Source organism: Mesorhizobium sp. WSM3224, assembly GCF_000427725.1.
Taxonomy (GTDB): Bacteria; Pseudomonadota; Alphaproteobacteria; order Rhizobiales; family Rhizobiaceae; genus Mesorhizobium.
On sequence record NZ_ATYO01000004.1, the window covers coordinates 328,250 to 355,238 of the forward strand.

Annotated in this window: 22 protein-coding genes and 1 pseudogene; 8 read left to right on the forward strand and 15 right to left on the reverse strand. The window is 63.1% G+C overall.

Annotation, left to right across the window (positions count from 1 at the left end; translation table 11 throughout):
• Positions 1–5 precede the first annotated feature (5 nt).
• Complete coding sequence (locus YU3_RS0110415) at positions 6–1,379, reverse strand: cytochrome P450 (RefSeq protein WP_027166180.1); 1,374 nt, start codon at positions 1,377–1,379, stop codon at positions 6–8.
• A 294-nt stretch (positions 1,380–1,673) separates the two neighbouring features.
• Here YU3_RS0110415 and gyrB point away from each other — a divergent pair, with 294 nt between their 5' ends.
• Positions 1,674–4,145: a DNA topoisomerase (ATP-hydrolyzing) subunit B gene (gyrB, locus tag YU3_RS0110420; protein ID WP_027166181.1), complete on the forward strand. Its 2,472-nt coding sequence runs from the start codon at positions 1,674–1,676 to the stop codon at positions 4,143–4,145.
• 120 nt (positions 4,146–4,265) lie between these two features.
• On the opposite strand, the gene YU3_RS0110425 is transcribed toward gyrB, so the two are convergent.
• The 4 genes from YU3_RS0110425 to YU3_RS0110440 form a co-directional block, all read right to left on the reverse strand.
• A complete protein-coding gene (locus YU3_RS0110425; protein WP_027166182.1) occupies positions 4,266–5,663 on the reverse strand; it encodes an NAD(P)(+) transhydrogenase (Re/Si-specific) subunit beta in 1,398 nt (465 codons plus the stop codon).
• Between the two features lies 1 nt (position 5,664).
• Positions 5,665–6,090 carry an NAD(P) transhydrogenase subunit alpha gene (locus YU3_RS0110430; protein WP_027166183.1) on the reverse strand — a complete coding sequence of 142 codons (426 nt, stop codon included), beginning with the start codon at positions 6,088–6,090 and terminating at the stop codon, positions 5,665–5,667.
• A complete protein-coding gene (locus YU3_RS0110435) occupies positions 6,090–7,358 on the reverse strand; it encodes a Re/Si-specific NAD(P)(+) transhydrogenase subunit alpha (protein ID WP_027166184.1) in 1,269 nt (422 codons plus the stop codon). The genes YU3_RS0110430 and YU3_RS0110435 overlap by 1 nt, the downstream gene beginning before the upstream one ends.
• 86 nt (positions 7,359–7,444) lie before the next feature.
• Entirely contained in the window at positions 7,445–7,669 is a 225-nt protein-coding gene (locus tag YU3_RS0110440; protein WP_027166185.1) for an aa3-type cytochrome c oxidase subunit IV, read from the reverse strand.
• Positions 7,670–7,917: 248 nt separating this feature from the next.
• Between YU3_RS0110440 and YU3_RS0110445 the strand changes: the two genes are divergently transcribed.
• Positions 7,918–8,733, forward strand: a complete 816-nt coding sequence (locus YU3_RS0110445) for an alpha/beta hydrolase (protein ID WP_027166186.1) — start codon at positions 7,918–7,920, stop codon at positions 8,731–8,733.
• 7 nt (positions 8,734–8,740) lie between these two features.
• Here the strand turns inward: YU3_RS0110445 and YU3_RS39195 are convergent, their stop codons facing one another.
• From YU3_RS39195 to YU3_RS0110475, 6 genes and pseudogenes are all read right to left on the reverse strand, one after another.
• Positions 8,741–8,890, reverse strand: a complete 150-nt coding sequence (locus tag YU3_RS39195; protein ID WP_073989262.1) for a DUF3096 domain-containing protein — start codon at positions 8,888–8,890, stop codon at positions 8,741–8,743.
• 95 nt (positions 8,891–8,985) lie between these two features.
• On the reverse strand, positions 8,986–9,750 hold the full coding sequence (locus YU3_RS0110455) for a hypothetical protein (protein WP_027166187.1): 765 nt from the start codon (positions 9,748–9,750) through the stop codon (positions 8,986–8,988).
• Positions 9,751–10,144: 394 nt separating this feature from the next.
• Complete coding sequence (locus YU3_RS0110460; RefSeq protein WP_027166188.1) at positions 10,145–12,460, reverse strand: EAL domain-containing protein; 2,316 nt, start codon at positions 12,458–12,460, stop codon at positions 10,145–10,147.
• A 150-nt stretch (positions 12,461–12,610) separates the two neighbouring features.
• A pseudogene (locus YU3_RS0110465) lies at positions 12,611–16,090 on the reverse strand (indolepyruvate ferredoxin oxidoreductase family protein); the annotation flags it as partial.
• A gap of 202 nt (positions 16,091–16,292) precedes the next feature.
• Positions 16,293–16,823 (reverse strand): hypothetical protein, encoded by a 531-nt coding sequence (locus YU3_RS0110470; RefSeq protein WP_027166190.1) that lies wholly within the window; start codon positions 16,821–16,823, stop codon positions 16,293–16,295.
• Positions 16,816–17,424 (reverse strand): CGNR zinc finger domain-containing protein, encoded by a 609-nt coding sequence (locus YU3_RS0110475; RefSeq protein ID WP_027166191.1) that lies wholly within the window; start codon positions 17,422–17,424, stop codon positions 16,816–16,818. The genes YU3_RS0110470 and YU3_RS0110475 overlap by 8 nt, the downstream gene beginning before the upstream one ends.
• Positions 17,425–17,618: 194 nt before the next feature.
• Here YU3_RS0110475 and YU3_RS0110480 point away from each other — a divergent pair, with 194 nt between their 5' ends.
• From YU3_RS0110480 to YU3_RS0110495, 4 genes are all read left to right on the forward strand, one after another.
• The gene (locus YU3_RS0110480; protein WP_027166192.1) at positions 17,619–18,524 is read left to right on the forward strand and encodes a branched-chain amino acid ABC transporter permease; all 906 of its coding nucleotides are present in this window, start codon (positions 17,619–17,621) and stop codon (positions 18,522–18,524) included.
• A gap of 252 nt (positions 18,525–18,776) precedes the next feature.
• The gene (locus YU3_RS0110485; protein WP_027166193.1) at positions 18,777–19,382 is read left to right on the forward strand and encodes a TRAP transporter small permease subunit; all 606 of its coding nucleotides are present in this window, start codon (positions 18,777–18,779) and stop codon (positions 19,380–19,382) included.
• Positions 19,379–21,172: a TRAP transporter large permease subunit gene (locus YU3_RS0110490; RefSeq protein WP_036258235.1), complete on the forward strand. Its 1,794-nt coding sequence runs from the start codon at positions 19,379–19,381 to the stop codon at positions 21,170–21,172. The genes YU3_RS0110485 and YU3_RS0110490 overlap by 4 nt, the downstream gene beginning before the upstream one ends.
• A gap of 10 nt (positions 21,173–21,182) precedes the next feature.
• A complete protein-coding gene (locus tag YU3_RS0110495) occupies positions 21,183–22,211 on the forward strand; it encodes a zinc-dependent alcohol dehydrogenase family protein (protein ID WP_027166195.1) in 1,029 nt (342 codons plus the stop codon).
• A gap of 168 nt (positions 22,212–22,379) precedes the next feature.
• On the opposite strand, the gene YU3_RS0110500 is transcribed toward YU3_RS0110495, so the two are convergent.
• Positions 22,380–23,486 (reverse strand): TRAP transporter substrate-binding protein, encoded by a 1,107-nt coding sequence (locus YU3_RS0110500; RefSeq protein WP_027166196.1) that lies wholly within the window; start codon positions 23,484–23,486, stop codon positions 22,380–22,382.
• 267 nt (positions 23,487–23,753) lie between these two features.
• Here YU3_RS0110500 and YU3_RS0110505 point away from each other — a divergent pair, with 267 nt between their 5' ends.
• A complete protein-coding gene (locus tag YU3_RS0110505; protein WP_027166197.1) occupies positions 23,754–24,527 on the forward strand; it encodes a gamma-glutamyl-gamma-aminobutyrate hydrolase family protein in 774 nt (257 codons plus the stop codon).
• Between the two features lie 243 nt (positions 24,528–24,770).
• Here YU3_RS0110505 and YU3_RS0110510 read toward each other — a convergent pair whose 3' ends face one another.
• Complete coding sequence (locus tag YU3_RS0110510) at positions 24,771–25,388, reverse strand: NAD(P)H-dependent oxidoreductase (protein ID WP_027166198.1); 618 nt, start codon at positions 25,386–25,388, stop codon at positions 24,771–24,773.
• A 78-nt stretch (positions 25,389–25,466) separates the two neighbouring features.
• Here YU3_RS0110510 and YU3_RS0110515 point away from each other — a divergent pair, with 78 nt between their 5' ends.
• Entirely contained in the window at positions 25,467–25,847 is a 381-nt protein-coding gene (locus tag YU3_RS0110515) for a helix-turn-helix domain-containing protein (RefSeq protein WP_027166199.1), read from the forward strand.
• 167 nt (positions 25,848–26,014) lie between these two features.
• On the opposite strand, the gene YU3_RS0110520 is transcribed toward YU3_RS0110515, so the two are convergent.
• A complete protein-coding gene (locus YU3_RS0110520; RefSeq protein ID WP_027166200.1) occupies positions 26,015–26,404 on the reverse strand; it encodes a hypothetical protein in 390 nt (129 codons plus the stop codon).
• A 257-nt stretch (positions 26,405–26,661) separates the two neighbouring features.
• The coding region (locus tag YU3_RS0110525) for an IS5/IS1182 family transposase (RefSeq protein WP_027166201.1) at positions 26,662–26,989 on the reverse strand (328 nt) is incomplete at its 5' end.

Sequence of the window (26,989 nt, forward strand, 5' to 3'; positions counted from 1 at the left end):
TCACCTCAACTCAGGCGCCGGGAGACCTGCATCGGCAGGCCGCCCTGCGGCTGCGTGGTGAGCTTCTGCACCGGCCATGGCCGGGTCTCAGGAGTCGCGTCGAAGCGGAAGCGCGACAACAGGATCGCCAGCGCGATGATCGCCTCCTGCATGGCGAAGCTGGCGCCGATGCAGACGCGGGGGCCGGCACCGAAGGGCAGGTACTGGAAGCGGTCGATCCGGTCGCGGTTTTCCGGATGGAACCGCTCCGGCATGAACGCGTCCGGCCTGTCCCACAGCTTGCGGTGGCGGTGCACGACCCAGGGCATCACCAGCACGGCGGCGTATTTCGGGATGTAAAGACCGTTCCAGGTTTCGGGCTCGATCGGCTCTCGGTTGATCGAGGGCGCCGGTGGATAGAGGCGCAGCGCCTCCTCGAAAGCGGCGCGGGTGAGCGGCATGGCATCCAGCCACTTCGTCGGATCGGGCTCGCGCGCCAGCACCGCGTCGATCTCCTGCTCGACCTTGTCACGCTCCCAGGGCGCCTCGGCTAGGCAATAGATCGTCCAGCCCAGCGCACGCGCGGTCGTCTCATGGCCGGCGCCGATGAAGGTGATGATGTTGTCTTCGACTTCGGCGCGCGTCAGCCCCTCCGGTCCCTCGGCCCGCAGGAGAAGCGTCAGAAAATCCTGCGGCACGCCGTCGGGATCGCGCTTCATGCGCTCTTCGCGCATCCTCACCGTACCGGCGACGATGTTGCGGAAATAGGCCATGGTCTTGCGGCCGCGGATGCGGGTCAGGCGCGGCAGCCATTCGGGCGCCCGCAACAGGTCGAGCGGATCGACGCGGCCCATGGTCTCGAACAGCCGGTCGATCTCGCTGGCGAAGCTTCCGGGCTCGCCGGCGATCTCGCCGGAAAACAGCGTCTCGGCGAGGATGTCATAGGTGAGCAGCGTCATGTCGTGGGCAATGTCCGACATGCCACCGGTCTCGTAGCGGGTGACGAAGTCCAGCGTGCGCTTCAGCATCGGCTGGGCGAAGCCGAAGATGTGGCGCGGCGTGAATACCGGCGCCATCGCCTTGCGCGAGCGCCTCCAGACCTCGCCCTCGGCGGTCAGCAGGCCGTCGCGCAGGATCGGGCGCAGGATCAGCTGGCGCACCGTCGCCATCTTGTAGTTTTTGGCGTTGTCGATCAGCACGTGGCGGATGAGGCCGGGATCGTTGGCGACGATCAGATGTCCGCCCACGCCGTTCGCCGAAATCCAGGGCTCGTTGTAGGTATGCTCGCCCCACAATTCGAGCGGGTTGCGGTAGACGATGCGCATCATCTCCAGCGTCGAAGGCGGCGTGGTGCGCGGCTTCGGCGCGGGCGGCACGAAGGGGGCAGGCTGCGTGTCCATGAAGATGCTCCGCTGACAGCGCCGAATGTAGTGTCCGACGAAGCGGGCGTCCACGTGTCCGAGCGGCAGGTCACCCACATGATTTTTGCGAGTGCAGGCACGTTCTAGGGTTTGTTCGCCGGTCGCGTTACAAAGGCGCGGAAGCATTTTCGATCCTGCTTGTCGCCAAGCTGGCAAAATGCCCGTAAAACCTTGGAAAAACGGCCGTTTGCGCCTATATCTAGGACATCAAAACGGCGCGATTCGGGACCATTTTTCCACACCGGATCAGCGACATCAATCAGACAGGTATTTATGAGCGACCAGATCGAAAGCGCCATTGGCGCGGAAGCCGAGTACGGCGCCGATTCCATCAAGGTTTTGAAGGGGTTGGATGCCGTGCGCAAGCGGCCGGGCATGTATATCGGCGACACTGATGACGGCTCGGGCCTGCATCACATGGTCTATGAGGTGGTCGATAACGCCATCGACGAGGCGTTGGCCGGCCATGCCGACCTCGTTTCGGTGACGCTCAACCCCGACGGTTCCGTCACCGTCATCGACAATGGCCGCGGCATTCCGACCGATATCCACTCCGGCGAAGGCGTTTCGGCGGCGGAAGTGATCATGACGCAGCTGCATGCCGGCGGCAAATTCGACCAGAACTCCTACAAGGTCTCGGGCGGCCTGCACGGGGTCGGCGTTTCCGTGGTCAACGCGCTTTCAGCATGGCTCAAGCTCAAGATCCGCCGCAACGGCGAAATCTTCGAGATGAGCTTCACGCATGGCAATGCCGACGCGCCGTTGAAGGTGACCGGCAGCTACGTGCAGGACAAGCAGCCCGGCACATATGAGGGCCGCAGCGGCAGCGAGATCACCTTCTTTCCGTCGTCCGAGACCTTCACCATGGTCGAGTTCGACTACAACACGCTGGAGCACCGGCTGCGCGAGCTCGCCTTCCTCAATTCGGGCGTGCGCATCGTGCTGACGGACGCGCGCCATGCCGACCTGGTGCGCCATGAGCTGCACTATGACGGCGGCCTGGAGGAGTTCGTCAAATATCTCGACCGGGTGAAGAAGCCGCTGATCGAGACGCCGATCGCCATCCGCGCCGAGCGCGACGGGATCACCGTCGAAGTGGCGATGTGGTGGAACGACAGCTACCACGAGAATGTGCTGGCTTTCACCAACAACATCCCGCAGCGCGACGGCGGCACGCATCTGGCCGGCTTCCGCGCCGCGCTGACCAGGCAGGTCACCGGCTATGGCGAGTCCTCCGGCCAGACCAAGAAGGAAAAGGTCTCGCTGACCGGCGACGATTGCCGCGAAGGCCTGACCGCGGTTCTCTCGGTCAAGGTGCCTGACCCGAAATTCTCATCGCAGACCAAGGACAAGCTGGTCTCGTCCGAGGTCCGCCCGGTGGTCGAGAGCCTGGTCAACGAGGCGCTCGGTACCTGGCTGGAAGAACACCCGGCCGAAGGCAAGGTGGTGGTCGAGAAGGTGATCCAGGCTGCTGCCGCGCGCGAGGCCGCGCGCAAGGCCCGCGATATCACGCGCAAGAGCTCGCTCGGCGTCACCTCGCTACCCGGCAAGCTGGCCGACTGCCAGGAACGCGATCCGGCGAAGTCGGAAATCTTCATCGTCGAGGGTGACTCGGCCGGCGGCTCGGCCAAGGGCGGGCGCTCGCGCCAAAACCAGGCGATCCTGCCGCTGCGCGGCAAGATCCTCAATGTCGAGCGCGCGCGCTTCGACCGCATGCTTTCCTCCGACATGATCGGCACGCTGATCACCGCGCTCGGCACCTCGATCGGCAAGGACGAGTTCAACGCCGACAAGCTGCGCTACCACAAGATCATCCTGATGACGGACGCCGACGTCGACGGCGCCCACATCCGCACGCTCCTGCTCACCTTCTTCTTCCGGCAGATGCCGGAGCTGATCGAGCGCGGCCATCTCTACATCGCCCAGCCGCCGCTCTACAAAGTGACGCGCGGCAAGAGCTCGCAATACCTCAAGGACGAAAGCGCCTTCGAGGAATTCCTGATCGGCTCCGGGCTGGAGGAAGCCTCGCTTGCGCTGGGCTCCGGCGAGGTTCGGGCCGGACAGGATCTGCGCAGCGCCATCGACGATGCGCTAGCCGTGCGCCAGCTCATCAACGGGCTGCACACGCGCTACAGCCGTAGCGTCGTCGAGCAGGCGGCGATTGCCGGCGCGCTCAATCCCGATGTGCTTGACGATCTTGGCCGCGCCAACGCGATGGCCGAGCGGGTCGCACAACGTCTCGACATCATCGCCGAGGACACGGAGCGCGGCTGGACAGGGCGGATGTCGACGTCGAACGAAGGGACCGGTGGCTATGTATTCGAGCGCACCGTGCGCAGCGTCAAGGAATACGCCCATCTCGACATGGCACTGATCAATTCGGCTGACGCCCGCCAGCTCGACCGCTATGCACAGCGCCTCAGCGAGGTCTATGGGACGCCTCCAGTGCTGCGCCGCAAGGATGTCTCCGAAACCGTCTCGGGGCCGCTGGCGCTGCTCAATGCCGTCTTCGCGACCGGCCGCAAGGGACTGACCATGCAGCGCTACAAGGGTCTTGGTGAGATGAACGCCGAGCAGCTCTGGGAAACGACGCTCGATCCGAATGTGCGCTCGCTGCTGCAGGTCAAGGTCAACGACGCGACGGACGCCGACTCGCTGTTCTCGCGGCTGATGGGCGACGAAGTCGAGCCGCGCCGCGAGTTCATCCAGGACAATGCGCTGTCGGTCGCCAATCTGGACATTTGAGCGGGACTTACACACTCAACAAAAAAAGCCCGGCATCTGAACTGACCCCGAAGGTTGTGTCCAACTTTACGGGGTCAGTTCACATCCACCGGGCCTTTTTGTTGCGGAAGCTGCGGCTGGTCAGTGATCCATGGCCTTGACGATTTCCTCGGTCATCTTCTTGGCGTCGCCGAGCAGCATCATGGTGCCGTCCTTGTAGAACAGCGTGTTGTCGATGCCGGCGTAGCCGGAGCCGAGCGAGCGCTTGACGAACAGGCAGGTGCGGGCCTTGTCGACGTCGAGGATCGGCATGCCGTAGATCGGCGAGGACTTGTCGTCGCGCGCGGACGGGTTGGTGACGTCGTTGGCGCCAATGACATAGGCGACGTCGGCCTGCGCGAATTCGGAGTTGATATCCTCCAGCTCGAACACCTCGTCATAAGGCACGCTGGCTTCGGCGAGCAGCACATTCATGTGGCCGGGCATGCGGCCGGCGACCGGATGAATGGCGTATTTGACCTCGACGCCGTTGGCCTTGAGCTTGTCGGCCATCTCGCGCAGCGCGTGCTGCGCCTGGGCGACCGCCATGCCGTAGCCTGGCACGATAATGACCTTCTGCGCGTTCATCATCAGATAGGCGGCGTCGTCGGCCGAGCCCTGCTTGACGGTGCGCTCGATGCCGTCGTCGGCAACGGCGGCCGTCTCGCCGCCGAAGCCGCCGAGGATGACCGAGAAGAAGGAGCGGTTCATGCCCTTGCACATGATGTAGGACAGGATCGCACCGGACGAGCCGACCAGCGCGCCGGTGATGATCAGCGCGAGGTTGCCGAGCGTGAAGCCAAGCGCCGCCGCGGCCCAGCCCGAATAGGAGTTCAGCATAGACACCACGACCGGCATGTCGGCGCCGCCGATCGGGATGATGAGCAGCACACCCAGCACCAGCGAGGCCAGCACGATCAGCCAGAAGACGAGCTTGGATTCGGTGGTGACCAAAAGCACAATCAGCACGACCAGCGCGACGCCGAGGGCGATGTTGATCAGGTGGCGGCCGCCGATCATGATCGGCTTGCCGGACATGCGGCCGTCGAGCTTCAGAAAGGCGATGACCGAGCCGGTGAAGGTAATGGCGCCGATGGCGACGCCAAGGCTCATCTCGATCAGCGCCTGGGCGTGGATATCGCCCGCCGTGCCGATGCCGAAGCTTTCGGGCGCGTAGATGGCGGCCGCGGCGACCATGACGGCAGCGAAGCCGACGAGGCTGTGGAAGGCGGCGACCAGCTGCGGCATCGAGGTCATGGCAATGCGGCGCGCGGTGACGGCACCGACGCCGCCGCCGATGGCGAGGCCGAGCACGATCAGGCCGAAGCGTCCGGCCGACGGGGTCGCCAGCGCCAGCGTGGTGGCGATGGCGATGCCCATGCCGATCATGCCGTAGAGATTGCCCTGGCGGCTGGTGGTCGGATGCGACAGCCCGCGCAGCGCCATGATGAACAGCACGCCGGAGACGAGGTAGAGGAAGGAAGCGAAGTTGGCGTTCACGTCACTTTTCCTTCTTCTTGTACATGGCCAGCATGCGCTGGGTGACGAGGAAGCCGCCGAAGATGTTGACCGAGACCAGCACCAGCGCGACGAAGCCGAAGCCCGCGGCCAGGCCGGAGGCGGCAATGCCGACGGCGAGCAGCGCGCCGACGACGATGACCGAGGAGATGGCGTTGGTGACGGCCATCAGCGGCGTGTGCAGGGCCGGCGTCACCGACCACACGACATAATAGCCGACGAAGATCGCCAGCACGAAGATGGCGAAGCGGAAGACGAAGGGATCGATGGCGCCGCCGGAGATGGCGTGCGCGGCGCTGCCGGCGGCGTCGGCCGCGCCCGGCGCGTTGTTGGCGAGATCCTGCACCGCGAGCCGTACGGCGGCGGTCGCCTGATCGAGCTGGTCGAGAGCTTTCTGCAGCTGTTCCATCACGCGGTCCCTTCTGGCTTGGTCGAGGGCGACTTGGCTGCGGCTTTCTTTTTCGGCGCCGGTTTCTTGCCGGAAGCGTCGGCGACCATAGTCGAAGCCGGTATTGCAGCCGGCTCGGTGCGCGGCTCCTCCGCCGCCTTGGCGAAGTTCGGATGCACGACCTTGCCGCCGTCGGTCAGCATGGTCGCCTTGACCAGGTCGTCGTCGCGCTTGATGGCAAGCTCTCTCGCCGCCTTGTCGACCATGGTCTCGAGGAAGGCGTAGAGGTTCTTGGCGTAGAGCAGCGAAGCCGATGCCGCAACGCGGCCCGGCACATTGAGATGGCCGACGATCTTGACGCCGTTTTCCGTCGTCACGACCTTGCCGGGCACCGCGCCCTCGACATTGCCGCCGCGTTCGACAGCGAGATCGACGATCACCGAACCCGGCTTCATCGAAGCGACCATGGCGGCGGAGACCAGCTTCGGCGCCGGACGGCCCGGGATCAGCGCGGTGGTGATGACGATGTCCTGCTTGGCGATGTGCTCGGCGGTGAGCGCCGCCTGCTTGGCCTGGTATTCCTTCGACATTTCCTTGGCATAGCCGCCGGCCGTCTCGGCTGCCTTGAACTCCTCGTCCTCGACCGCCAGGAACTTGGCGCCGAGCGACTGCACCTGCTCCTTCACGGCCGGCCGCACGTCGGTGGCGGTGACGATGGCGCCGAGGCGGCGCGCCGTGGCGATCGCCTGCAGGCCGGCAACGCCGACGCCCATGATGAAGGTCTTGGCCGCCGGCACGGTGCCCGCCGCGGTCATCATCATCGGCAGCGCGCGGTCATATTCGGCGGCCGCGTCGATCACCGCCTGGTAGCCGGCGAGATTGGCCTGCGAGGAGAGCACGTCCATCGACTGGGCGCGGGTGATGCGCGGCATGAATTCCATCGAGAAGGCGGTGACGCCGGCCTTGGCAAGAGCCGCGACGGCGGCATCGTTGCCGTAGGGGTCCATGATGGCGATGACCGCCGCGCCGGACTTGTAGCCCTTCAGCTCCGCATCCGTCGGCCGGCGCACCTTCAGCACGACATCGGCCTTCTTGGCGTCGGCAGCATTGCCGATCGCGCCACCCGCCGTGGCGAAATCCTGGTCGGGGATGCGGGACCGGAGACCGGCGCCCTTTTCGACGATTACGTCAAAGCCGAGAGCCGCCAGACGTTTGACTGTCTCCGGCGAGGCCGCGACGCGCGGCTCGTTCGGGTCAAGCTCACGAGGGATGAACACTATTTGTCCCACCGGATGATCCTTTCGGCTGGAACCTTGATTACGCAAGGCGTCGGCCGGGACGTCCGGCGACGTCGAGGGCAATGGGCTTGGGAAGTCTACCGCAGAATGAGAGTGCCGATGGCCGTGATCAGGATGAACACGATGAGGCCTGAAAAGAAGCCGCCGACGAAAAAGCCGAAGGCCATTGCGATAAGGATGGCGGCACAGACCAGCGAGCCATATTTGGCCAGGCCGAGGAAGCCTTTATAGGTACGGTCGTGCTCGGCATAGTCCATCTGCGCGCCAAGCTCGACAGGACCGGTCGGCGTGTGTTCAGCCATGGAAGTACCCCTTCGAAAATGCCTTTGAGGCACATAGCGAAAAGCCGAACCAAGAGCAATGGCGCTATTGCCGCACAGCCTGCGACAACTGCCTCAAGGGAAAGTTGAAGCCGGCTGCCGACGCGGCGCTGGATCTCGGCGACAAACGGCATCAGCGGCTTTGAACATACTGTGATAATTTCGCGATTCCTTGGCGACGTAAGGAGAGGCTACTGTCGCCGACAACATCGGCCGAACGGTGAAGCGCCATGATCTCGCCGACACAGAAATTTGACTGGAACGGCATCAGCATCGCCTGGGGCACGGCCGGCTCCGGGCCACCGATTGTGCTCGTCCACGGAACGCCGTTCTCCTCGCATGTCTGGCATCGGGTCGCTCCTGAACTGGCGCGCGACCATACGCTATATTTCTACGATCTTCCCGGGTATGGGCGATCCGACAAACGGGAAGGCCAGGATGTTTCGCTGGGCATCCAGAACAGGGCGCTGGCGGCAATGCTGGGTTTCTGGAAGCTTGAGCGGCCTAAAGTCATCGCCCATGATTTCGGTGGTGCCACAGCCTTGCGCGCGCATTTGATCGACGGTTGCAACTATGAAAGGCTGCTGCTGATCGATCCGGTGGCGGTGCGTCCCTGGGGCTCGCCCTTTGTCCAGCATGTCCGGCAGCACGAAGCCGCCTTCGCAGGCGTGCCGGACTACATCCAGGCGGCGATCCTAAAAACGTATGTTGCGGGCGCTGCTGCCAGGCCCCTGTCCGACAGCGAGCTCGAGCCCTATATCGCGCCGTGGACGGGGCCGATTGGCCAGTCGGCTTTCTATCGCCAGATCGCCCAGATGGATCAGCGTTTTACCGACGAGGTCGAGCCGCTCTATGCCGAATTCCGCTGTCCGGTGGCTTTGCTGTGGGGAGAAGAAGATCGCTGGATTCCACCCGAGCGAGGCAAGAAGCTCGCGGCCCTGCTGCCGGATTGCGCCTTGACCCTCATTACCGGGTCCGGCCATCTCATGCAGGAAGATGCCCCTGAAGCGATCGTGGCAGCAGCCCTGCGCTTTTTCGCGGGCTGACGGACCTTCAGCTGGCGAGGTGGGGGAACAGGCCGAGCAGGCCGACGACGATCAGGTACAGCGCGACGATATAGTTGAGGAGCCGCGGCATCACCAGGATCAGCACACCGGCGATCAGCGAGATCAGCGGCGTCAGCGCGAACGAGTGGATGGTCATTTGGGGGATCCTTTCCTATGACAGGCGCGATCGCCTGTCAGGCTGGGCTGCGGTCCTGATAACGGCGCAGCCGGCGAAAGGTTCATGGCCCGCGTTCAGGCAGCGGTGCGATAGTATTTGGCCGTCGGCACAATCGAGAGAGGCGTCAGCCGGTTGATGGCCGGATTGCCGAACATCAGCCTTTGCTCCGTCGCTGTCGATCTGAAGAACGGCAACCGGTCGAGTATCCGGTGAACATTCTCTTCATTGCCGGGAATTTCGAATAATGCGAGCGGAGGGACAACGCCCGGAAACGCCTTGCCCTCGGTCCTCTGCTTGGCGCTGAAGAAGCGGCTATAAAAAGCGGAATGCTCCAACTTAATCGGGATAAACATCGCGGTCTGGCGAAAATAACTGTAGGCCACCATGCAAATCCTGAGCGTCAGGAAAGGCAGCACTCCGGGCGCCGGCGCGCTGTCCGGGTCGGTCGCGAACCGGGTTCCGTCGATGAAGCTTTCTCCGCGGGCAAGCCGCTCGATCAATATTTCGGGATAGGCGTCGACGGAGGGCGAATACGGATGTTCGCTGGTAATATAGTGGAGGCGCACTGTACTGACCAATTCGCCGTAGCAGTAGATACCGAACCGGTAGGAATTGGGCAGATTGTCCCAGCGATCCTCGAACATGCCGCTGGCGATCGGGCCGCACATGCCTGAGCGTAGGTAGGATCGATAACGAAGCCGGTAGATCGCCTCCAAATCCTCGCCCCCAGTAATGAGACGATACTCGACATGCTCTAACAGTTGCATGATCGATCGGTTCAGCACCGAACCGTCTTTCGCGCCGGCATCAGCCGACGCACTCTTCCTCGCAGCATCCATTGCCAATCCTCGAATTCCGCCTGGATGTAAGCTATTCGAGTTGAAATGAGACACAAAGCTGAAAATTCGATATTGCTGATTTACCGCTTGTTAACCTTAACGGAAGCAGTCATTTCACCGATCTTGCACGCAAAAAGCAACGGCGCAGCCGGAAGTCGTCCGATCCGATCTGGCGGCTGTCATCAAAATTATTCTGAAGTCAGATCTTGAAAGCGCCAAGACATAGTGGTCTAGACGGATGCCGGAGCGATCGGTATTTCATTAAATGAATAATTCGCTCTGTGTTTGAATGCAGTTCCAGATAGAGAACGGCTTCACGCTTTTCCTGGAATTGCTCTTTGTTCAAACGCAATCCCGGCCGGAAAACCGCTTCACACTTTTCCTGGGATTGCTTTTAGCTGGCTGTCCGTTTGCCAGCGATGTGCAGGTCGGCGGCAAATGGCCATGTGACGCTCGACATCGTCTCGATGCCCGATGCGCTGAGCGCGGCGCCGAACAGGAAGCCCTGCACGAAGTCCGGCTTGACCAAATGGACCAGCGTCTTGAGCTGCTCGAAGGTCTCGACCCCTTCGATGGTAACCGAAAGGCCCAATGTCCGGGACAGACCGACGATGCCCTTCAGAAGATCGAGCGACCGCCGGTTCTGGTTTAGATCGACCAGGAAAGAGCGGTCGATCTTGATCTTGTCGAGCGGCAGTTTATGGAGATAGCTCAGACTGGAGTAGCCGGTTCCGAAATCGTCAAGCGCGATGCGCGCGCCAAGCGCCTTCAATTCCTCGATCGACTCGCGCGTCAGCGACTTGTCGTCGAGCAGGGCGGTCTCGGTGACCTCGATTTCGAGCCGGTGCGCCGCCAGGCCCGACTTGGCCAAGGCATCCCTGACCTTCTGGACGATATCGCGATTGCGGAAGTCCTTGGCCGAGAGGTTGACCGACACGCTGGTCTGGGCCGGCCATTTGGCGCATTCGGCGCAAGCCGCCTCCAGCACGAAAGTGCTTATGTCGGAAACGATACCCATCTCCTCGGCCAGGGGGATGAAGACACTAGGCGAGATCGGGCCGAGATCGGGATGGTCCCAACGGCAGAGCGCCTCGCAACTGGCGATGCGCATGGTGCTGACAGCCACGATCGGCTGATAGACGACGCGCAATTCCCTGGCCTGCACGGCGTTGCGCAGATCGGCCTTCATCAGCTGGCGATTGCGGAAGGCGGCATCCATGGCGGCCTCGAACAGCCGCCAGCTGTTCTTGCCGAGTTCCTTGGCCTTGTAGAGGGCAAGGTCGGCCTTGACGATCATGGCATCGACGTCGGTGCCCTGGACCTTGGACAGCACCGCGCCGCCGCTGGTCTGGATGCGCAACCCGTGGCCGGCGACGTCCACCTCGCCCTGCAGATTCGCGAATATCTGGTCGAGCAGGGTGCTGAGATGGCTCTCGTCCTCGACACGGTCGAAGAAGATCATGAACTCGTCGCCGCCGAAGCGGCTGACCGTGATGCCCGGTCCGGCAATCGCCGCGAGACGCTCGGCCACGGCGTAGATCAACCCGTCGCCGACAGGATGGCCGAGGGTGTCGTTGACGCTCTTGAAGTCGTCGAGATCCAGCACCGCCAGACCGCAGAGCCGCTCCTGCTCGCCGGAGGCCATGGCCTCGCCGACAAGTTCGTGGAAATAGGCGCGGTTCGGCAGGCCGGTCAAATTGTCGTAGCGCGCCATGAAGCGGATCTTTTCCTCCGCCTCGACGCGGGCCGTCACGTCCTCGAAGGTGATGACGCCCAGTTCCTGGCTGCCTTCACGGGCGGAGAATTCGTAATGCTGGCCGTTGGCGAGCGAGACCAGCACTTTGCGGTCGCGACCTTCGCGCAGGGCGCGCGTCAGTTGCGCCTCGATGTAGCGGCAGTCTTTCGGGGCCAGCATGCCGCCGGCAACGCCGCGCATCAGGAGGCCGTGGATCGCCCGCCCCAGCAGCGTGCCCGGCGATTTCAATGACATCAAATGTGCCGCCTCGGCGTTGGCGACGACCACCTTGCCGTTCGAGTCGAGCATGACAAGGCCATGCGACATCGTATTTAGCGCCCGATCGAATCTTTGCGCCAACTCCTTCGCCTGCCTGTGACCGATGACCGCCGAGAACAGAACGTTGCGGACATGGTCGGCGCTGCTGATGGTGACGATTATCGTCGGAATGATCATCAGCCCGAGGACGAAGTCGGGGATGTCCATGCGCAGGAAGAGCGCAAGTGCTGCCGGCCCAATGAGGGTCACGGCAAAAATCTGCACCATGCGCCTGGACCCGTAGCTTCGGCCGACAACCGTGAGCAGGGTGGTCAATGCCAACGACACAGACGCCAGTTCGGCGAAGGCATCGGGACGCAGGTAGATCGACACGAAACACAATGACCCCAATGCGAGGCCCTGCGCACTGCCTTTGAGAATGTAACCGCGTTCCCACGCCTCTGCCTTTTCGACAGTGGGTATGGTGCCGCCTGCCCGCTGGAAGCTGCGGATGCTGAAGTAACGCCAGAGGCTGACCGACAACAGAACGAAGGCGAAGCCAAGATACAGCGGATCGCCAGTCCGCAGGTAGATCGTCAATCCGAGGATCCAGTAGCATACGCCGCCGACCACCAGCATGTAGGCGTTGTCGGACAACGCCCGCACGAACTGGATATAAACATCCGCCGGGATGTCTTCGGTCTTTGCTCTGCCCATATCGTCGGCCCAACGCTAAGCCTTGTCATGCCACACCCGCCTTAAGAAAGGCTTAGAACAGCGCTCAACCCCGGTCGCGGAGGGTTGCGGCAGGCGGGACAGACCAGGGAATCCGGGGAGTTTTGGCGCGCCGTCAACGCGCGGGCGCGGTCACTCCGCTGCCCGAAGCGAAGGCTCCGCGGAGGCTTGGGTCAAGCGCTCGATCAACCGCGAGCGCTCGCCTGCCGCTTTCCCTGCGCTGGCCTGCCGGACATGGCCATAGCCGCGGATGAGCGCCGGCACGGAGGCAAGGGCCGCGGCGGCCTGCACCCGGCCCGGCGCCAGCGCGCCGGCGATGAGGTCGAGATCGGCTTCGTACTCTCTCAGCAGCTGCCGCTCCATGCGCCGCTCGGCCGTGTAGCCGAAAAGGTCGAAAGCGGTTCCGCGCAGGCCCTTCATCGCCGCCAGCAGCCGAAAGCCCTTCATCATCCACGGGCCGAAGCTGGATTTCCTGGGCGTGCCGTCATTGCCGCGCCGGCCAAGGATCGGCGGCGCGAGATGGAATTCAAGCCTCTCGTAGCCCTGGAACTGCTTGGCGAGGTCGGCGGCGAAAGTGCCGTCTGTGTAGAGCCGCGCCACCTCGTACTCATCCTTCATCGCCATCAGCTTGAAGAGATTCCTGGCGACGGCCTCGGTCACCGCGGTCGAGCCAGGCTCGGCCTTGGCTTCGGCGGCGCGCAACGTCGCCACGCGATCGGCGTAGCGCCTGGCGTAGGCGGCGTTCTGATAGGCGGTGAGGAAGGTGACGCGACGCGCAATGACCTCATCGAGTGTTTCAGCCAGTCTGGGCGCCGGCTTGCCCGTCTGGCCGACGAGGCCGCGCACGAAGTCGGGCTGGTGCGCGGCGCGGCGGCCCCAGCGGAACGCGGCGATATTCATCGCCACCGCTTCGCCGTTCAATTCTATCGCCTTTTCAACAGCTTCGGCCGAGAGCGGGAGGCCGCCATGCTGGAAGGCGAAGCCAAGCATGAACATGTTGGCGCCGAGCGAATTGCCGAACAAAGCGGTTGCCGTGCGGGTGGCGTCGAAGAAATGCGCCTTGTCGTCGCCGGCGGCCGCCCGGATCGCTTTCTTCAGCCGCTCGACCGGCAGCGAGAAGTCGGCGGAACGGGTGAATTCGCCGGGCATGATCTCGGCGGTGTTGGCGAGGAAGATCGTGTGGCCCTCGCGCACCGCGCCCAGCACCTTCTTGGCGCCGGAGACGACGAGGTCGCAGCCGAGCACGAGGTCGGCCTTGCCGGCCGAAACGCGGATGGCGTGGATGTCCTCGGGCGTCGGGGCGATGCGGACATGGGTGAAGACCGAGCCGCCCTTCTGGGCAAGGCCCGCCATGTCGATCATGCCGCAGCCCTTGCCTTCCAGGTGCGCGGCCATGCCGAGCACCGCGCCGACGGTGACGACACCGGTGCCGCCGACCCCGTCGATGATCCCCGCCCAGCCCTGGTTGCCCATGCGGAATTCAGCCGGCACGGGCACGCCGTCGAGGGGATCGGCCCTGCCGGCAATGCCTTCGGCCTTCCTGATCTTGCCGCCATGCACGGTGACGAAAGACGGGCAGAAACCGTTGAGGCAGGAAAAATCCTTGTTGCAGCTCGACTGGTCGATCCGGCGCTTGCGGCCGAATTCGGTCTCTACCGGCTGGATCGAGACGCAGTTCGACTGCACGCCGCAATCGCCGCAGCCTTCGCAGACCAATTCGTTGATGAAGACGCGCTTGTCGGGATCGGGAAAGGTGCCGCGCTTGCGGCGGCGGCGTTTTTCGGCGGCGCATGTCTGGTCATAGACGAGAACGGAAACGCCTTTGAGCCCACGCAATTCGCGCTGGACGAGGTCGAGATCGTCGCGGTGATGGATGGTGATGCCGGCCGGGAAATCAGCCTTGCCGGCATATTTGTCGGGCTCGTCGGTGACGACGGCGATGCGGTCGACGCCCTCGGCGCGCACCTGCCTGGCAATCATGTCGACCGTCAGGCCGCCCTCATGCGGCTGGCCACCGGTCATCGCAACCGCGTCGTTGTAGAGGATCTTGTAGGTGATGCTGGCGCCGCTCGACAGCGCGAAGCGGATCGCCAGAACGCCGGAATGATTGTAGGTGCCGTCGCCAAGATTCTGGAAGATGTGGTCCCGTTTGGAGAACGGCGCCTGTCCGACCCATTGCGCGCCCTCGCCGCCCATGGCGGTGAAGCCGACGGTGTTCCTGTCCATCCACAGCGCCATGAAATGGCAGCCGATACCGGCGGCGGCGATCGAGCCATCCGGCACCTTGGTCGAGGAATTGTGCGGGCAGCCCGAGCAGAAGAAGGGCGTGCGCGAACCGATGTCGACAGTGTCGGCAAGCATAGCCTGGAACTGGCGCAGCTTGGCGACGCGCGCGGCGATTTCTTCCGACGGGCCGATCGTGCGCAGGATCCTCTCGCCGAGCGCGATGGCGATCTCGTTCGGATCGAGCGCGCCCTTGGCCGGAAACAGCCAATCGCCGCGCTCGTCCTTCTTGCCGACGATCACCGGCCGCGTAGCGGTGCCGTAGAGGTTCTCGCGCAGTTGCACCTCGATCAGCGAGCGCTTTTCCTCGACGACGACGATGGTGTCGAGGCCACGCGCGAATTCGGCGATGTGCTGCAGGTCGAGCGGCCACGGACAGCCGACCTTGAACAGCCGGATGCCGATGCGGTTGGCCGCCGCTTCATCGATGCCGATATCCTCCAGCGCCTGGCGGACATCGAGATAGCTCTTGCCGATGGTGATGACGCCGAGCTTCGGATTGCGGCCGCCGGAATAGACGATGCGGTTGAGACCATTGGCCTGGATGAAAGCCGAAGCTGCGGCGCGTTTATGTTCGTGCAGCCGCTCTTCCTGGCCGAGCATGTCGATCTCGTGGCGGATGTTCAGGCCACCCGGCGGCATGTCGAATTCGGGAATGACGATGTTGAGCCGCTCGATCGAGGCGTCCACCGAAGCCGTCGATTCGATGTTGTCCTTCACGCATTTGATCGCCGCCCAGGTGCCGGCGAAGCGCGACATGGCGAAGCCGTAGAGACCGTAATCGATGATCTCCTGGACACCGGCCGGATTGAGGATCGGCACCATGGTGTCGACGAAGAGGAATTCGGTGGCATGCGCGTTGGTGGAGGATTCTGCCATGTGGTCGTCGCCCATCAGGGCGAGCACGCCGCCATGCTTCGACGAACCGGCAAGATTGGCATGGCGGAAGACGTCGCCGGAACGGTCGACGCCGGGCCCCTTGCCGTACCAGACCGAAAAAACACCGTCATGCGTGCCCTCGCCCAGAAGTTCGGTCTGCTGCGAGCCCCAGCAGGCCGTGGCGGCGAGTTCCTCGTTGAGGCCGGGCTGGAAGACGATATCGGATTGCGCAAGCTGCTTTTTCGCCCGCCACAGCTGCATGTCGAGGCCGCCCAGCGGCGAGCCTCGATAGCCGGAGACGAAACCCGCGGTGTTGAGGCCGGCGCGGCGGTCGCGCTCGCGCTGCATCAGAAGCATGCGCACAACTGCCTGCGCGCCGGACAGGAAGATGCGCTCCTTGCCAAGATCGAACTTGTCGTCGAGCGCGACGTCGTGCAGCGTCATCAGGTATTTCCTCTGCGGAGGCGCCCCATATCAGGCAGCCAGCGTCGGAGTGGGACGCCGCAGTCTTTCTTCCCTTACGGGAGAGGTCAAATAAAATCGCAGGAGCCAAGTAACACGCAACAAACGGTCTGGCGAGTAGCCAGCGGCGCACGCAAGATGATGCTAATCGCTTCGCGAGGAACAAAAATTTCGCGCGGATGCGTGCGTTTCAGGTCGCTTTCGAGCAATCCGGCTTCTGCGCATCGGGCAGTTTGCCGTCCGGATGACCGGCGAGGTCAGGGTTGAGTTCGTATTTCGGACCGATCACCAGAGGCCGGTCCGGCAGCATCGTCTGATCCTCGGACGACGTCATGGTGGTGTCGATGCTTTGCAGCAACGTGCCGCTCGCATCCTGGATGCGGATCGAGACGGCATAGGGCTTGTCCTTGACCACGCAGGTAAGCGGCGGACTGGTCAGCGTGATGTGGGGCAGCTTAGGCCAGATCTTCTGGTTGACGATGATCGGATCGCCGCCGGCCGGGTTCTGGAAGCTCACGACCGCGACCTGGCCGTCGACCATCGGCCGCAGCGGCCTCAGCGTGATGACATAGGTGGCGATGGCCAGCCGGTAGTTGAACTCGAACAGTTTTCCCGAGATGGCAAAGAGCTGATCCTTGCCGGTGTCGCGGCAGGCGCCGAGCGCGACCGCGGCAATCAGGACGACACAAAGAACGACCGAACGTGAGAACCTTTTAGGCATTGCTTGCCTCCCTGACCGCCGTGCGGCGGCGATAGTAACGATTGGCCTTCTGGCGGTTGCCGCAAACGGCCATGTCGCACCAGAGGCGGCTGGAGTTGCGACTGCGGTCGACGAACAGCCAACTGCAATTGGGACAGATCCTGAGCCTCGCCAAAGTGTCGTCGCACAGAAGCGAGAGCGCCGACACGGAAAGCGCCGCCTCGAAGGCGATGGGCGTTGCCGGATCACCGAAAGGCTGACCGGGCGCACCGATTTCCACAGCGCGGCCCGACAGCCCTTCCGCGCAGGCCGTGAGGAAATTCGACAGAAGCCCGGTGGCGATCGCGCCTTTCGACACGGCGTTGCGGAACAATCGATCGGTCGTTTCGCGGATGGCTATGACAGTCGGCTTTACATCGTTCGGCTCCGCCGCCTCCAGCCGCCGGCCGCCGAGCTCGGCGGCGCGAAAACCGCTCGCCGCCTCGGCGAAACGGGCGATCTCGACCGGATCGTCGAAACGGTCGAAAGTCTTTTCCGGATCGTTGCGCAATACGACGGTGTTCGCCGTATCGAGCGCCAGAATGCCACCGGTGAAGCGGTGCGGGGTCCAGGATACCGTCATGACAGAAATCTAACCGATAAAACGTATTTGACAAGTTAGATTCCGGATGCGACGCTTCGAATGTGGCCGAGGGGACGGCCCTAGAGCGTTTCAGCGTTTCACAGAATCGCCGACCGCTCTAAGTCTTTGTTTTTGCGCAATTCCGAACGGAAAACCGGTACGCACTTTTCCTGGAATTGCTCTTGGGATGCCGCATGCTCTATTTCTACCAGCAGGTGCTGAACGGGCTGCATTCGGGCGCGCTCTATGCGCTGCTCGCCTTCGGCTATGTGCTGACCAACGGCATCCTGCACCGCACCAATCTGGCCTATGGCGCGGTGTTCGCCTTTTGCGGCCAGACGATGATCCTGACCGCCGCCTTCAGCTACCAGGCGCTGTGGCTGACGCTGGCCGCCTCGGTCGCGCTCGGCGTGGTTGCCGCCCTGCTTTACGCCGCGCTGATCAGCCACGTATTGTCGCGCAACGTATTCGAAAAGCTCGCCGACCGCTCGCCCAACGCCATCGTGGTGACGACGCTCGGCATCTTGCTCTTCCTGTCGGAGGCCAGCCGCATCGCAGCCGACACGCACGACCTCTGGCTACCGCCGATGCTCGCCGATCCCGTCATTTTCGCTGAAGGTGACGGCTTCAAGGTCACGCTCACCGTCATCCAACTGCTCGACTGCGCTGGCGTCATCGCGGTGGTGGCGCTGGCGGCCTGGCTGTTTTCGCATTCACGCTTCGGCCGCGCCTGGCGCGCCGTCTCGGACGATCCGAAAGCGGCGGCGATGTGCGGTATCGACGTGCGCGCCGTGTTCCGCCGCGCGGTGCTGTATGGCGGCTTTTGCGCGGCCTTGGCGGGCGTGCTTGCCGGTCTCTATTACGGCAATGTCAGCTTCGGCACCGGGCTGGTCTACGGCCTGAAGATCCTGTTCGTGACGGCGGTCGGCGGCTATCTGTCGCCGCTCAAGGCGGCGCTTGGCGCCGCGGCCTTCGGCATGGCGGAATCGCTCTGGGCCGGCTATTTCCCGCTCGAATGGCGCGACGCCTGGATCTACCTCTTCCTCGTCGCCATGCTGATGCTGATCGGTGCCGGCCGCGACCAGGCCAAGATCGCCTGAGCATCAGACTTTGGTTGAATGACGTTTCGTAAGGCAGCGGATTCCAGCCGCTGACCGACACTCGTCGTGCCTGCCTTCCGCCGGGCGCGCCTTTGTCATGTTGACCATCCGTACCACGCACTGCATACCGTTGGGCCAAGCGGCGCGACACCGGAGGGGGAATCGGGCGCGCAGCGGCGCTTTGAGTTTACGCATCGTGCCTTCCGAAAATCGCATGCGATTTTCGGGCCGATGCGCCAGGGAGGAATGTGCATGGCAGGGCTTCTCGCTCTTTCCAGGACGATCGACCGCATCAACGAATTCATCGGCCGCTGGGTCTCATGGCTGATCCTGTTCGCGATCCTGGTGAGCGCCGGCAATGCCGTCATCCGCAAGGTGTTCGACATTTCGTCGAACTCCTGGCTGGAGCTGCAGTGGTACCTGTTCGGCGCCGCCTTCATGCTGGCCGCCGCCTACACGCTGAGGCAGAACGACCATATCCGCATCGACATCGTCTACGGCATGTTTTCACGCCGCATGCAGCACTGGATCGACCTGCTCGGCCACCTGTTCTTCCTGATGCCCTTCGTGGTGCTGATGGTGATCTATTTCGTGCCTTACGTGTCGCTGTCGTACCGAAGCGGAGAAATGTCGAACAATTCCGGCGGGCTGATCATCTGGCCGGCAAAGGCAATCCTGCTGGTCGGTTTCTTCCTTCTGGCGGTGCAGGGCATCTCCGAGATTATCAAGAAGATCGCCATCATGCGCGGTCACATGGACGATCCCAATCCCTTCATATCGGCACATGAGCAGGCAGAGCTCGAGGCGAAGGCGCTGGCCGAGGAAGCCAAGGCGCTGGCCGGGGAAGTGCGCTCATGATCGAGTTCATCGCCCAGAACATGGCGCCGATCATGTTCGCCTCGCTGATCATCTTTCTGCTGATCGGCTACCCCGTCGCCTTCTCGCTCGCCGCCAACGGCCTCATGTTCTTCTTCATCGGCGTCGTGCTGTCGCCCTATTCCGGCGGATCGATCAACCTTGCCTGGCCGCTGCTGCATGCGCTGCCCGACAATTTCTACGGCAGCCGGGTGATGTCGAACGACACGCTGCTGGCCATCCCGTTCTTCACCTTCATGGGCATCGTGCTCGAACGGTCCGGCATGGCCGAGGACCTGCTCGACACGATCGGCCAGCTGTTCGGACCGGTCCGCGGCGGCCTCGCCTATGCGGTGATCTTCGTCGGCGCGCTGCTTGCCGCAACGACGGGCGTGGTCGCGGCCTCCGTTATCGCGATGGGCCTGATCTCGCTACCGATCATGCTGCGCTACGGCTACGACCGGCGCCTGGCATCCGGCGTCATCGCCGCCTCCGGCACGCTCGCCCAGATCATCCCGCCCTCGCTGGTGCTGATCGTCCTGGCCGACCAGCTCGGCCGCTCGGTCGGCGACATGTATGCCGGCGCGCTGATCCCCGGCCTGGTCCTGACCGGTATCTACATGGCCTACATCCTGGTCATGTCGATCATCCGGCCGAAATCGATGCCGGCCTTGCCGCTGGAGGCTCGCACGCTCGGCCATGGCGTGCTGTCGCTGGTGGCGGCGCTGCTGGTGGCGGTCGCGGCTTCCTATGCGGCCTATCGCTATCTGGCGCCAACGCATGGCGACAATGCCGACATCCTCGGCGCCTGCGTCGGCGTGATCCTGATCTATGTCGTGGCGATTGCCGACAAGGGCCTGAACATCAACATGATGTCCAGGCTGACGCAGCAGGTGATCATCGTGCTGATCCCGCCGCTGGCGCTGATCTTCCTGGTGCTGGGCACCATCTTCCTAGGCATCGCCACGCCGACCGAAGGCGGCGCCATGGGCTCCGTAGGCGCATTGATCATGGCGGCGGCAAAGGGGCGACTGTCGCTTGACGTGGTCAAGCAGGCGCTGGCCTCGACGACCAGGCTGTCGTCCTTCGTGCTCTTCATCCTGATCGGCGCGCGCGTCTTCTCGCTCACCTTCTACGGCGTCAACGGCCATATCTGGGTCGAGCACCTCTTGACCTCGCTGCCCGGCGGCGAGACCGGCTTCCTGATCGGCGTCAACATCCTCGTCTTCGTGCTCGCCTTCTTCCTCGATTTCTTCGAGCTCGCCTTCATCATCGTGCCGCTGCTCGCGCCTGCCGCGGACAAGCTCGGCATCGACCTGATCTGGTTCGGCGTTCTGCTCGGCGTCAACATGCAGACCAGCTTCATGCATCCGCCATTCGGCTTCGCGCTGTTCTACCTGCGCTCTGTCGCCGCCCGCGTGCCCTATCTCGACCGCCTCACCGGCAAGAAGATCCAGCCGATCACCACCGGCCAGATCTATTGGGGCGCGGTGCCCTTTGTCTGCATCCAGGTGCTGATGATCGGACTGACCATCGCTTTCCCGCAAATGGTGATGCACTACAAAGGCACGGTGGCCGAGCCGAGCACGATAGATATCAAGCTGCCGGACATGCCGGGGCTTTCGCCGCTCGGCACGCCGCCGGCGGACAAAGGGGCGGCACCCGCAAATGGCGGCACGGCGCCGGCGGCACCCGGCACGTCCGATCTGTCGCAGCCGCCGAACTTCGGCGACGCACCTGCCAAGCCGGCGGAGCCGGCGCAAGATCTGTCGCAGCCACCCAAATTCAATTGAGGTGATACCCATGAGAGCCGTACGGCTGGAAGCGGTGGGCAACATTGCATTGCGCGAGGTCCCGAAACCCGTTCCCGGGCTCGAGGACGTTCTCGTGCGCATCGAGGCCTGCGGCGTCTGCGGCACCGACCGGCATCTTTTCCATGGCGAGTTTCCCTGCACTCCGCCGGTGACGCTCGGCCATGAATTCTGCGGCATCGTCGAGGCCGTCGGCGATGCGGTGTCCGGCATTGCCGTCGGCGACCGCATCACCGGCGATCCCAACATCGCTTGCGGGCGCTGCGCGCACTGCCATGCCGGCCGCGTCAATCTGTGCAGCAATCTCAGGGCCATCGGCATCCACCGCGACGGCGGCTTCGCCGACTATGTCGTGATGCCGCGAAACCAGGCCTTCCTGCTGCCCGCCGGCCTCAAGCCGACGCATGGCGCCTTCTGCGAGCCGCTGGCGTGCTGCCTGCACGGCGTCGACCTTGCCGCTATCCGGCCGGGCTCGTCGGTGGTGGTGCTTGGCGGCGGCGTCATCGGCCTGCTCGTCGTACAACTGGCCAAGCTCGCGGGCGCCGCGACCATCATCCTGTCGACCAGGCAGGCCTCGCGCCGGGCGCTGGCCGAGGAACTCGGCGCGACGGCAACGGTCGACCCGAGCGCAAATGATCCCATCGAAGCCATCGCAGGCTCGTCCGGCCTTGTGCCGGGCGGTGTCGACGTGGTGCTGGAATGCGCGGGCGTGCGCGACACGGTCGAGCAGTCGATGCGGATTGCGAAGGCCGGCGGCACGGTCGTCATCGTCGGCGTGGTGCCGCAAGGCATGAAGGTGGAAATCGAGCCCTTCGACCTTCTGTTCCGCGAACTGAAGGTGCTCGGTTCCTTCCTCAACCCCTTTACGCATGGCCGGGCGGCGCAACTGATCGCCTCGGGCGCGATCGAAGTCGACAGGCTGATTTCAAAGCAGGTCAGTCTGGAGGAAGCGCCAGATGTGATCGCCAATCCGCCCGCGCCGGGCGAGGTCAAGGTGCTGGTGGTGCCGGGCCAGGGGTGAGGTGCTGGTTCTTCCCTTCTCCCCTTGTGGGAGAAGGTGTCGCCGAAGGCGACGGATGAGGGGTGTTCCAGCGGAGTGAGACGCTGGCGTTCCCTGGAGTACCCCTCATCCGTCTCGGCGCTGCGCGCCGATCCACCTTCTCCCACAAGGGGAGAAGGAGGGCCCCGCCTACAGCTTGCCGTTGCGCTGCTGCACCATCATGAAGGTGTCGTAGTTGTATTCGGCGACCTGGGCCCAGAGGTAGTGCTCCTTGCGGAAGGCCTTGATCGAGTCCCAGATCTTCTTGAACGGCGCGTTCGAGGCTTCCATCTCGGCATAGACCTCGTTGGCCTTCTCGAAGCAGGCGGCCATGATCTCCTGGCTGAACGGCTGCAGCTTGGCGCCGCCCGCGACCAGCCGCTTCACCGCCGCCGGATTGAGATAGTCGTATTTCTGCAGCATGTTGGCGTCGGCGGCTTGCGCGGCGGTGTGCACCAACGACTTGTAGGTCGGCGACAGCTCCTCGTACTTGGCCTTGTTGAACATCAGGTGCACGGTCGGGCCGCCTTCCCACCAGCCGGGATAGTAGTAGTAGGGCGCGACCTTGTAGAAGCCGAGCTTCTCGTCGTCATAGGGACCGACCCATTCGGCGGCGTCGATCGTGCCCTTTTCCAGCGCCGGGTAGATATCGCCGCCGGCGATCTGCTGCGGCACGACGCCGAGCCTCTGCACCACCTTGCCGGCAAAGCCGCCGATGCGCATCTTAAGGCCGGAAAGATCGGCGACCGTGTTGATCTGCTTGCGGAACCAGCCGCCCATCTGCACGCCGGTGTTGCCGCCCGGCAGGCCGAACAGCCCTTGCGTGGCAAGGAACTCGTTGAACAGGTCGATGCCGCCGCCATGGTAATGCCAGGCATTCATGCCGCGCGCATTGAGCGAGAACGGCACGGCGGCGCCCAGCGCCCAGGTCGGGTCCTTGCCCCAGTAATAGTATGCCACCGTGTGGCAGGCTTCGACGGTGCCGCCGGCGGCGGCGTCGGCTGCCTGCAGGCCGGGTACCAGCTCGCCAGACGCAAAGACCTGGACCTGGAAATTGCCGTCGGTCGCTTCCGACAGCATCTTGGAGAAGACTTCGGCGCCGCCATAGATCGTGTCGAGCGATTTCGGAAAGGACGATGCCAGCCGCCAGGTCACTTTCGGATTGGACTGGGCAATGGCCGGCGTGGCAAGTGCCGCGGCCGCCGCGGCGCCCACGCCGGACACACCGGCCTTGCGGATGAATGAACGACGATCCATGCAGTTTCCTCCCTTGCGGATCAACAGACCGACGTTCGGACATCCTCGCTGCCCGGATCGGTAGGAGAAGAAACATACACAGGCGAAAGGTCGTGTCCAGCATCGCAGCCAAGGTTCCGGCCATTCGCGGGCCTGCCTGCAACTATAGTTTAACGCCGATGAACCTGGCCCATGCAAGGCGGCGAAACTTGCCATGGCAAAGTGCCTTCAGATCGCCTATTTAGTAGGCAGAATAATTCGTTAGCTTCAATGGAACCCATATCCAAAATGCAGCAGCCGCTCGTTGCCATCTCGACCGATGTCCGCCAGTTCGACAACTACACCTGGCATGCTGCGCCGCAGCAATATCTGGAGGCTGCGCTTGTCGGCGCCGGCGTGTTCCCGCTCATGGTGCCGTCCTTCGGTGACCGGCTTGATTTCGACGAATTGCTCTCGTCCGTCGACGGCGTCATGGTCACGGGTTCGAAATCCAATGTGCATCCCTCGCTCTATGGCGGCGATCCCAGCGAGGCGAACGGCCCCTACGATCCGGCGCGCGACGCCACCACGCTGCCGCTGATCCGCAAGGCGATCGAGCGCGGCGTGCCGCTGCTCGCCATCTGCCGCGGCATCCAGGAACTAAACGTTGCGCTCGGCGGGACGCTGGGCACCGAGATCCAGGAGCGCGAGGGCTCGCTCGACCACCGCGCGCCGGTGAGCGACAATCAGGACGAGCGCTTCGGCATCCACCAGACGATCTCGATCAAGCCGGGAAGCTGTCTTGCCGGCGTGTTCGGCGCCGGTGAGATCAAGGTGAATTCCCTGCATCGCCAGGCGATCGACCGGCTCGGATCCAAACTGCAGGTCGAGGCTTTAGCCGCCGACGGCACGATCGAGGCGGTCTCCGTCAAGGACGCCCGCGCCTTCGCGGTCGGCGTGCAATGGCACCCCGAATACTGGGTGAGGTCGGACAGCAACTCCGCCAAGATCTTCAAGGCTTTCGGCGATGCCGTGCGGCTGCACGCAGCGGCGAAAGCCGGCGTTCGCGCGGCGGCGGAATAGGTCAATCGTCAGAGGTCACGACTGCCGGCGGCACTGGTCATGCGGCATCGATCACGTTCTGCGGGAACATGGCGCGACGTGATCGACGCGTCGTTTGACAGGCCAGCCATGAAAGGCCAAAGCACACCATGAGCCGGGGATGGCAGCAGCTGCAAGGCAGCCCTGCCATCCTTTCCATCGCCATAGCCGCTCGCATCGGACCATTCGCCGATTTCTTCGGTAGCTGACTGATGGGTTTGCGGGTCAGGCGGCACGCTCTATTGCAGCCCGGATCTGTGCTTCGGTGGAGGCGATCGCAGCCTTGGCGGCATCCGGACTTACGAGTGTCCCTTCCACGCGGACCACTTCGATATCCGTCAGTCCGATAAAACCGAGAAGATGCGAGAGATAGGTGGTCTGGAAGTCTAACGGGGCGTTCCTGCCTTCCGAAAAGACGCCGCCAGTTGCCGTCACGAGATAGACTTTCTTGGCGGGCAACAATCCCATCACACCGGTTGCGTCGTAGCGAAAGGTGACGCCAGGCCAAGTGATGTAGTCAAACCAAGCCTTGAGCTGCGTCGGCGGGCCGAAGTTGATCATGGCCGAGCCAATGACAATCACGTCGGCAGCCTGAACCTCGTCAACGAGGCTTTGAGCGAGATTGACGGCTTCGATCTGTTCGGGTGCACGTGTCTCGGGCGGCGCAATGCGGCCGTCGATATAGGCTGCTGTGATATGCGGCAGCGGTGCCGCCCCAAGATCACGTTCGACAATTATGCCGCCAGAACGGGCGTTGAGGCTTTCAGCGATGTCGCGGGCAAATCGGGTGGAAAGGCTCTGAGGTCCGCGTGGGCTAGAGGTAACGAGGAGGATGTTGGTCATTGGTGGCTCCTTGGCGGTATCAAACTGTGACCAACGCTATTAAGGTAACTATTTGACTGCTCGCAAGAAGGCACATCCATGACACTCAGTGACATAGAGTTTCCTACCCCAAGCGAAGACGCCGACTGCCGTCCCGTTCGGGAGATCCTCGATCGCATTGCCGATAAGTGGAGCCTTTACATCTTCGTGGCCCTGAAGGATGGGCCGGTCCGCTTCAATGCATTGCGACGGCAGATCGACGGGATCTCGCAGCGGATGCTCACGATTACGCTTCGTCAATTGGAACGCGACGGTTTGATCAGTCGAACCCTCTTTCCGACGATCCCACCGCGCGTGGATTACGAGCTGACCGCAGTCGGCAGGTCGCTTCTCACCCCAGTCATGGCCTTGATGACCTGGGCAGATTCAAATCGGGACGTGATCGAGGAGGCGCGCCGGCAACATGACCAAACCAGATGATCGCTGAGGCGATATATGTATTCGGCCTCTATCCCTCAAAGACTGCAAATCCGCCGCAATGCGTCGTTCAGGGCGCTTCTCGTGAGGTTCTGGAAATGGCGCGACCACGCTATTCCGGCAGCCTAAGCGAACGATAAGGTTCCACCGTTGCCGTCATCTAGGACTGTCTAATGTCCGGCGGCCGCCAGCGACAGAAGCGGCAGCGCCGGCGCGTAGGATTCGTAGCCGTCGCCATCGGCAACGCCGAAGGTGACGATCGGATCGATGCCGTTTTCGCTGAAAGCGACAGAGCCATCCGCCTGCTCGCGCCAGAATTTTGCATGCTCGATGCCGGGCAGCAGCTTGCGGCAGGTCGGGGCAATTGTCAGCAGCGACAGGCCGTCCGAGACCTCGGCGCCGCGCTTGACCGCGCAGGCTGCTTCGTCGCCGTTGGCCGTCAGCCGATAGGTGCTTGAGGCGGCGGCTTCTTTGGCGGCGCTGCGGCCGCTGCCGTCATGCAGGAACTGAACGCCCCCGTACAAGGCGACTGACGCAACCAATCCGGCTAGCAGCTTCACTCCGGCTCTCCGCGCTCAAGCTTGTCATGCCGTGCCGTTCTCCAAAACCGCGCGCCGGTCTGGACGACATGCATAACGACGTATGCAGAATGATTCCAAAGGGTTAAGCAGGCGTTAATAAATGTGGCAGGCCTGCCTAAAGCGTGTCGCGCTGAAACGGATTCAGGCGACACGCTTTAAGTTTTTGTTTTTATGCATGTCGTTGTCCCAGAACCGCTGCACACTTCTGTGCGACATGCATTAAGGCCTGTTTACATTCATCGGATTGCGAGGAAAGCGGAGACGAGATTGAGGAGTCCGGCGAAGCAAGCATCGGTCTTTTCGTAACGGGTTGCAATGCGTCGGAATGCCTTGAGATGGCAGAAGAAGTTCTCGACGAGATGGCGCCATTTGTACATCTCGGTGTCGTGAGGGATGCGCCCGGCCCGGTCTGCTTTTGACGGGATGACCGCCACGGCGCCGCGTTCATTCAGGTTGGCGCGCAGCCAGTTGTTGTCGAAGGCCTTGTCGCCGAGGAGTGCCTCAAAATCGAGGCCGGCGATCAAAGGCTCGACCCCGATGCTGTCGTGACGCTGGCCGGGCAAA

Excerpts from the sequence above, each read along its gene's own strand:
- YU3_RS0110505 (WP_027166197.1), top strand. The coding sequence starts at position 23,754 with ATGCAGCAGCCGCTCGTTGCCATCTCGACCGATGTCCGCCAGTTCGAC.
- YU3_RS0110460 (WP_027166188.1), bottom strand. The coding sequence starts at position 12,460 with ATGGGCAGAGCAAAGACCGAAGACATCCCGGCGGATGTTTATATCCAG.
- YU3_RS0110430 (WP_027166183.1), bottom strand. The coding sequence starts at position 6,090 with ATGGAACAGCTGCAGAAAGCTCTCGACCAGCTCGATCAGGCGACCGCC.
- YU3_RS0110480 (WP_027166192.1), top strand. The coding sequence starts at position 17,619 with ATGCTCTATTTCTACCAGCAGGTGCTGAACGGGCTGCATTCGGGCGCG.
- YU3_RS0110445 (WP_027166186.1), top strand. The coding sequence starts at position 7,918 with ATGATCTCGCCGACACAGAAATTTGACTGGAACGGCATCAGCATCGCC.
- YU3_RS39195 (WP_073989262.1), bottom strand. The coding sequence starts at position 8,890 with ATGACCATCCACTCGTTCGCGCTGACGCCGCTGATCTCGCTGATCGCC.
- YU3_RS0110440 (WP_027166185.1), bottom strand. The coding sequence starts at position 7,669 with ATGGCTGAACACACGCCGACCGGTCCTGTCGAGCTTGGCGCGCAGATG.
- YU3_RS0110475 (WP_027166191.1), bottom strand. The coding sequence starts at position 17,424 with ATGACGGTATCCTGGACCCCGCACCGCTTCACCGGTGGCATTCTGGCG.
- YU3_RS0110455 (WP_027166187.1), bottom strand. The coding sequence starts at position 9,750 with ATGGATGCTGCGAGGAAGAGTGCGTCGGCTGATGCCGGCGCGAAAGAC.
- YU3_RS0110500 (WP_027166196.1), bottom strand. The coding sequence starts at position 23,486 with ATGGATCGTCGTTCATTCATCCGCAAGGCCGGTGTGTCCGGCGTGGGC.
- YU3_RS0110495 (WP_027166195.1), top strand. The coding sequence starts at position 21,183 with ATGAGAGCCGTACGGCTGGAAGCGGTGGGCAACATTGCATTGCGCGAG.
- YU3_RS0110490 (WP_036258235.1), top strand. The coding sequence starts at position 19,379 with ATGATCGAGTTCATCGCCCAGAACATGGCGCCGATCATGTTCGCCTCG.
- YU3_RS0110515 (WP_027166199.1), top strand. The coding sequence starts at position 25,467 with ATGACACTCAGTGACATAGAGTTTCCTACCCCAAGCGAAGACGCCGAC.
- YU3_RS0110470 (WP_027166190.1), bottom strand. The coding sequence starts at position 16,823 with ATGCCTAAAAGGTTCTCACGTTCGGTCGTTCTTTGTGTCGTCCTGATT.
- YU3_RS0110485 (WP_027166193.1), top strand. The coding sequence starts at position 18,777 with ATGGCAGGGCTTCTCGCTCTTTCCAGGACGATCGACCGCATCAACGAA.
- YU3_RS0110415 (WP_027166180.1), bottom strand. The coding sequence starts at position 1,379 with ATGGACACGCAGCCTGCCCCCTTCGTGCCGCCCGCGCCGAAGCCGCGC.
- YU3_RS0110510 (WP_027166198.1), bottom strand. The coding sequence starts at position 25,388 with ATGACCAACATCCTCCTCGTTACCTCTAGCCCACGCGGACCTCAGAGC.
- gyrB (WP_027166181.1), top strand. The coding sequence starts at position 1,674 with ATGAGCGACCAGATCGAAAGCGCCATTGGCGCGGAAGCCGAGTACGGC.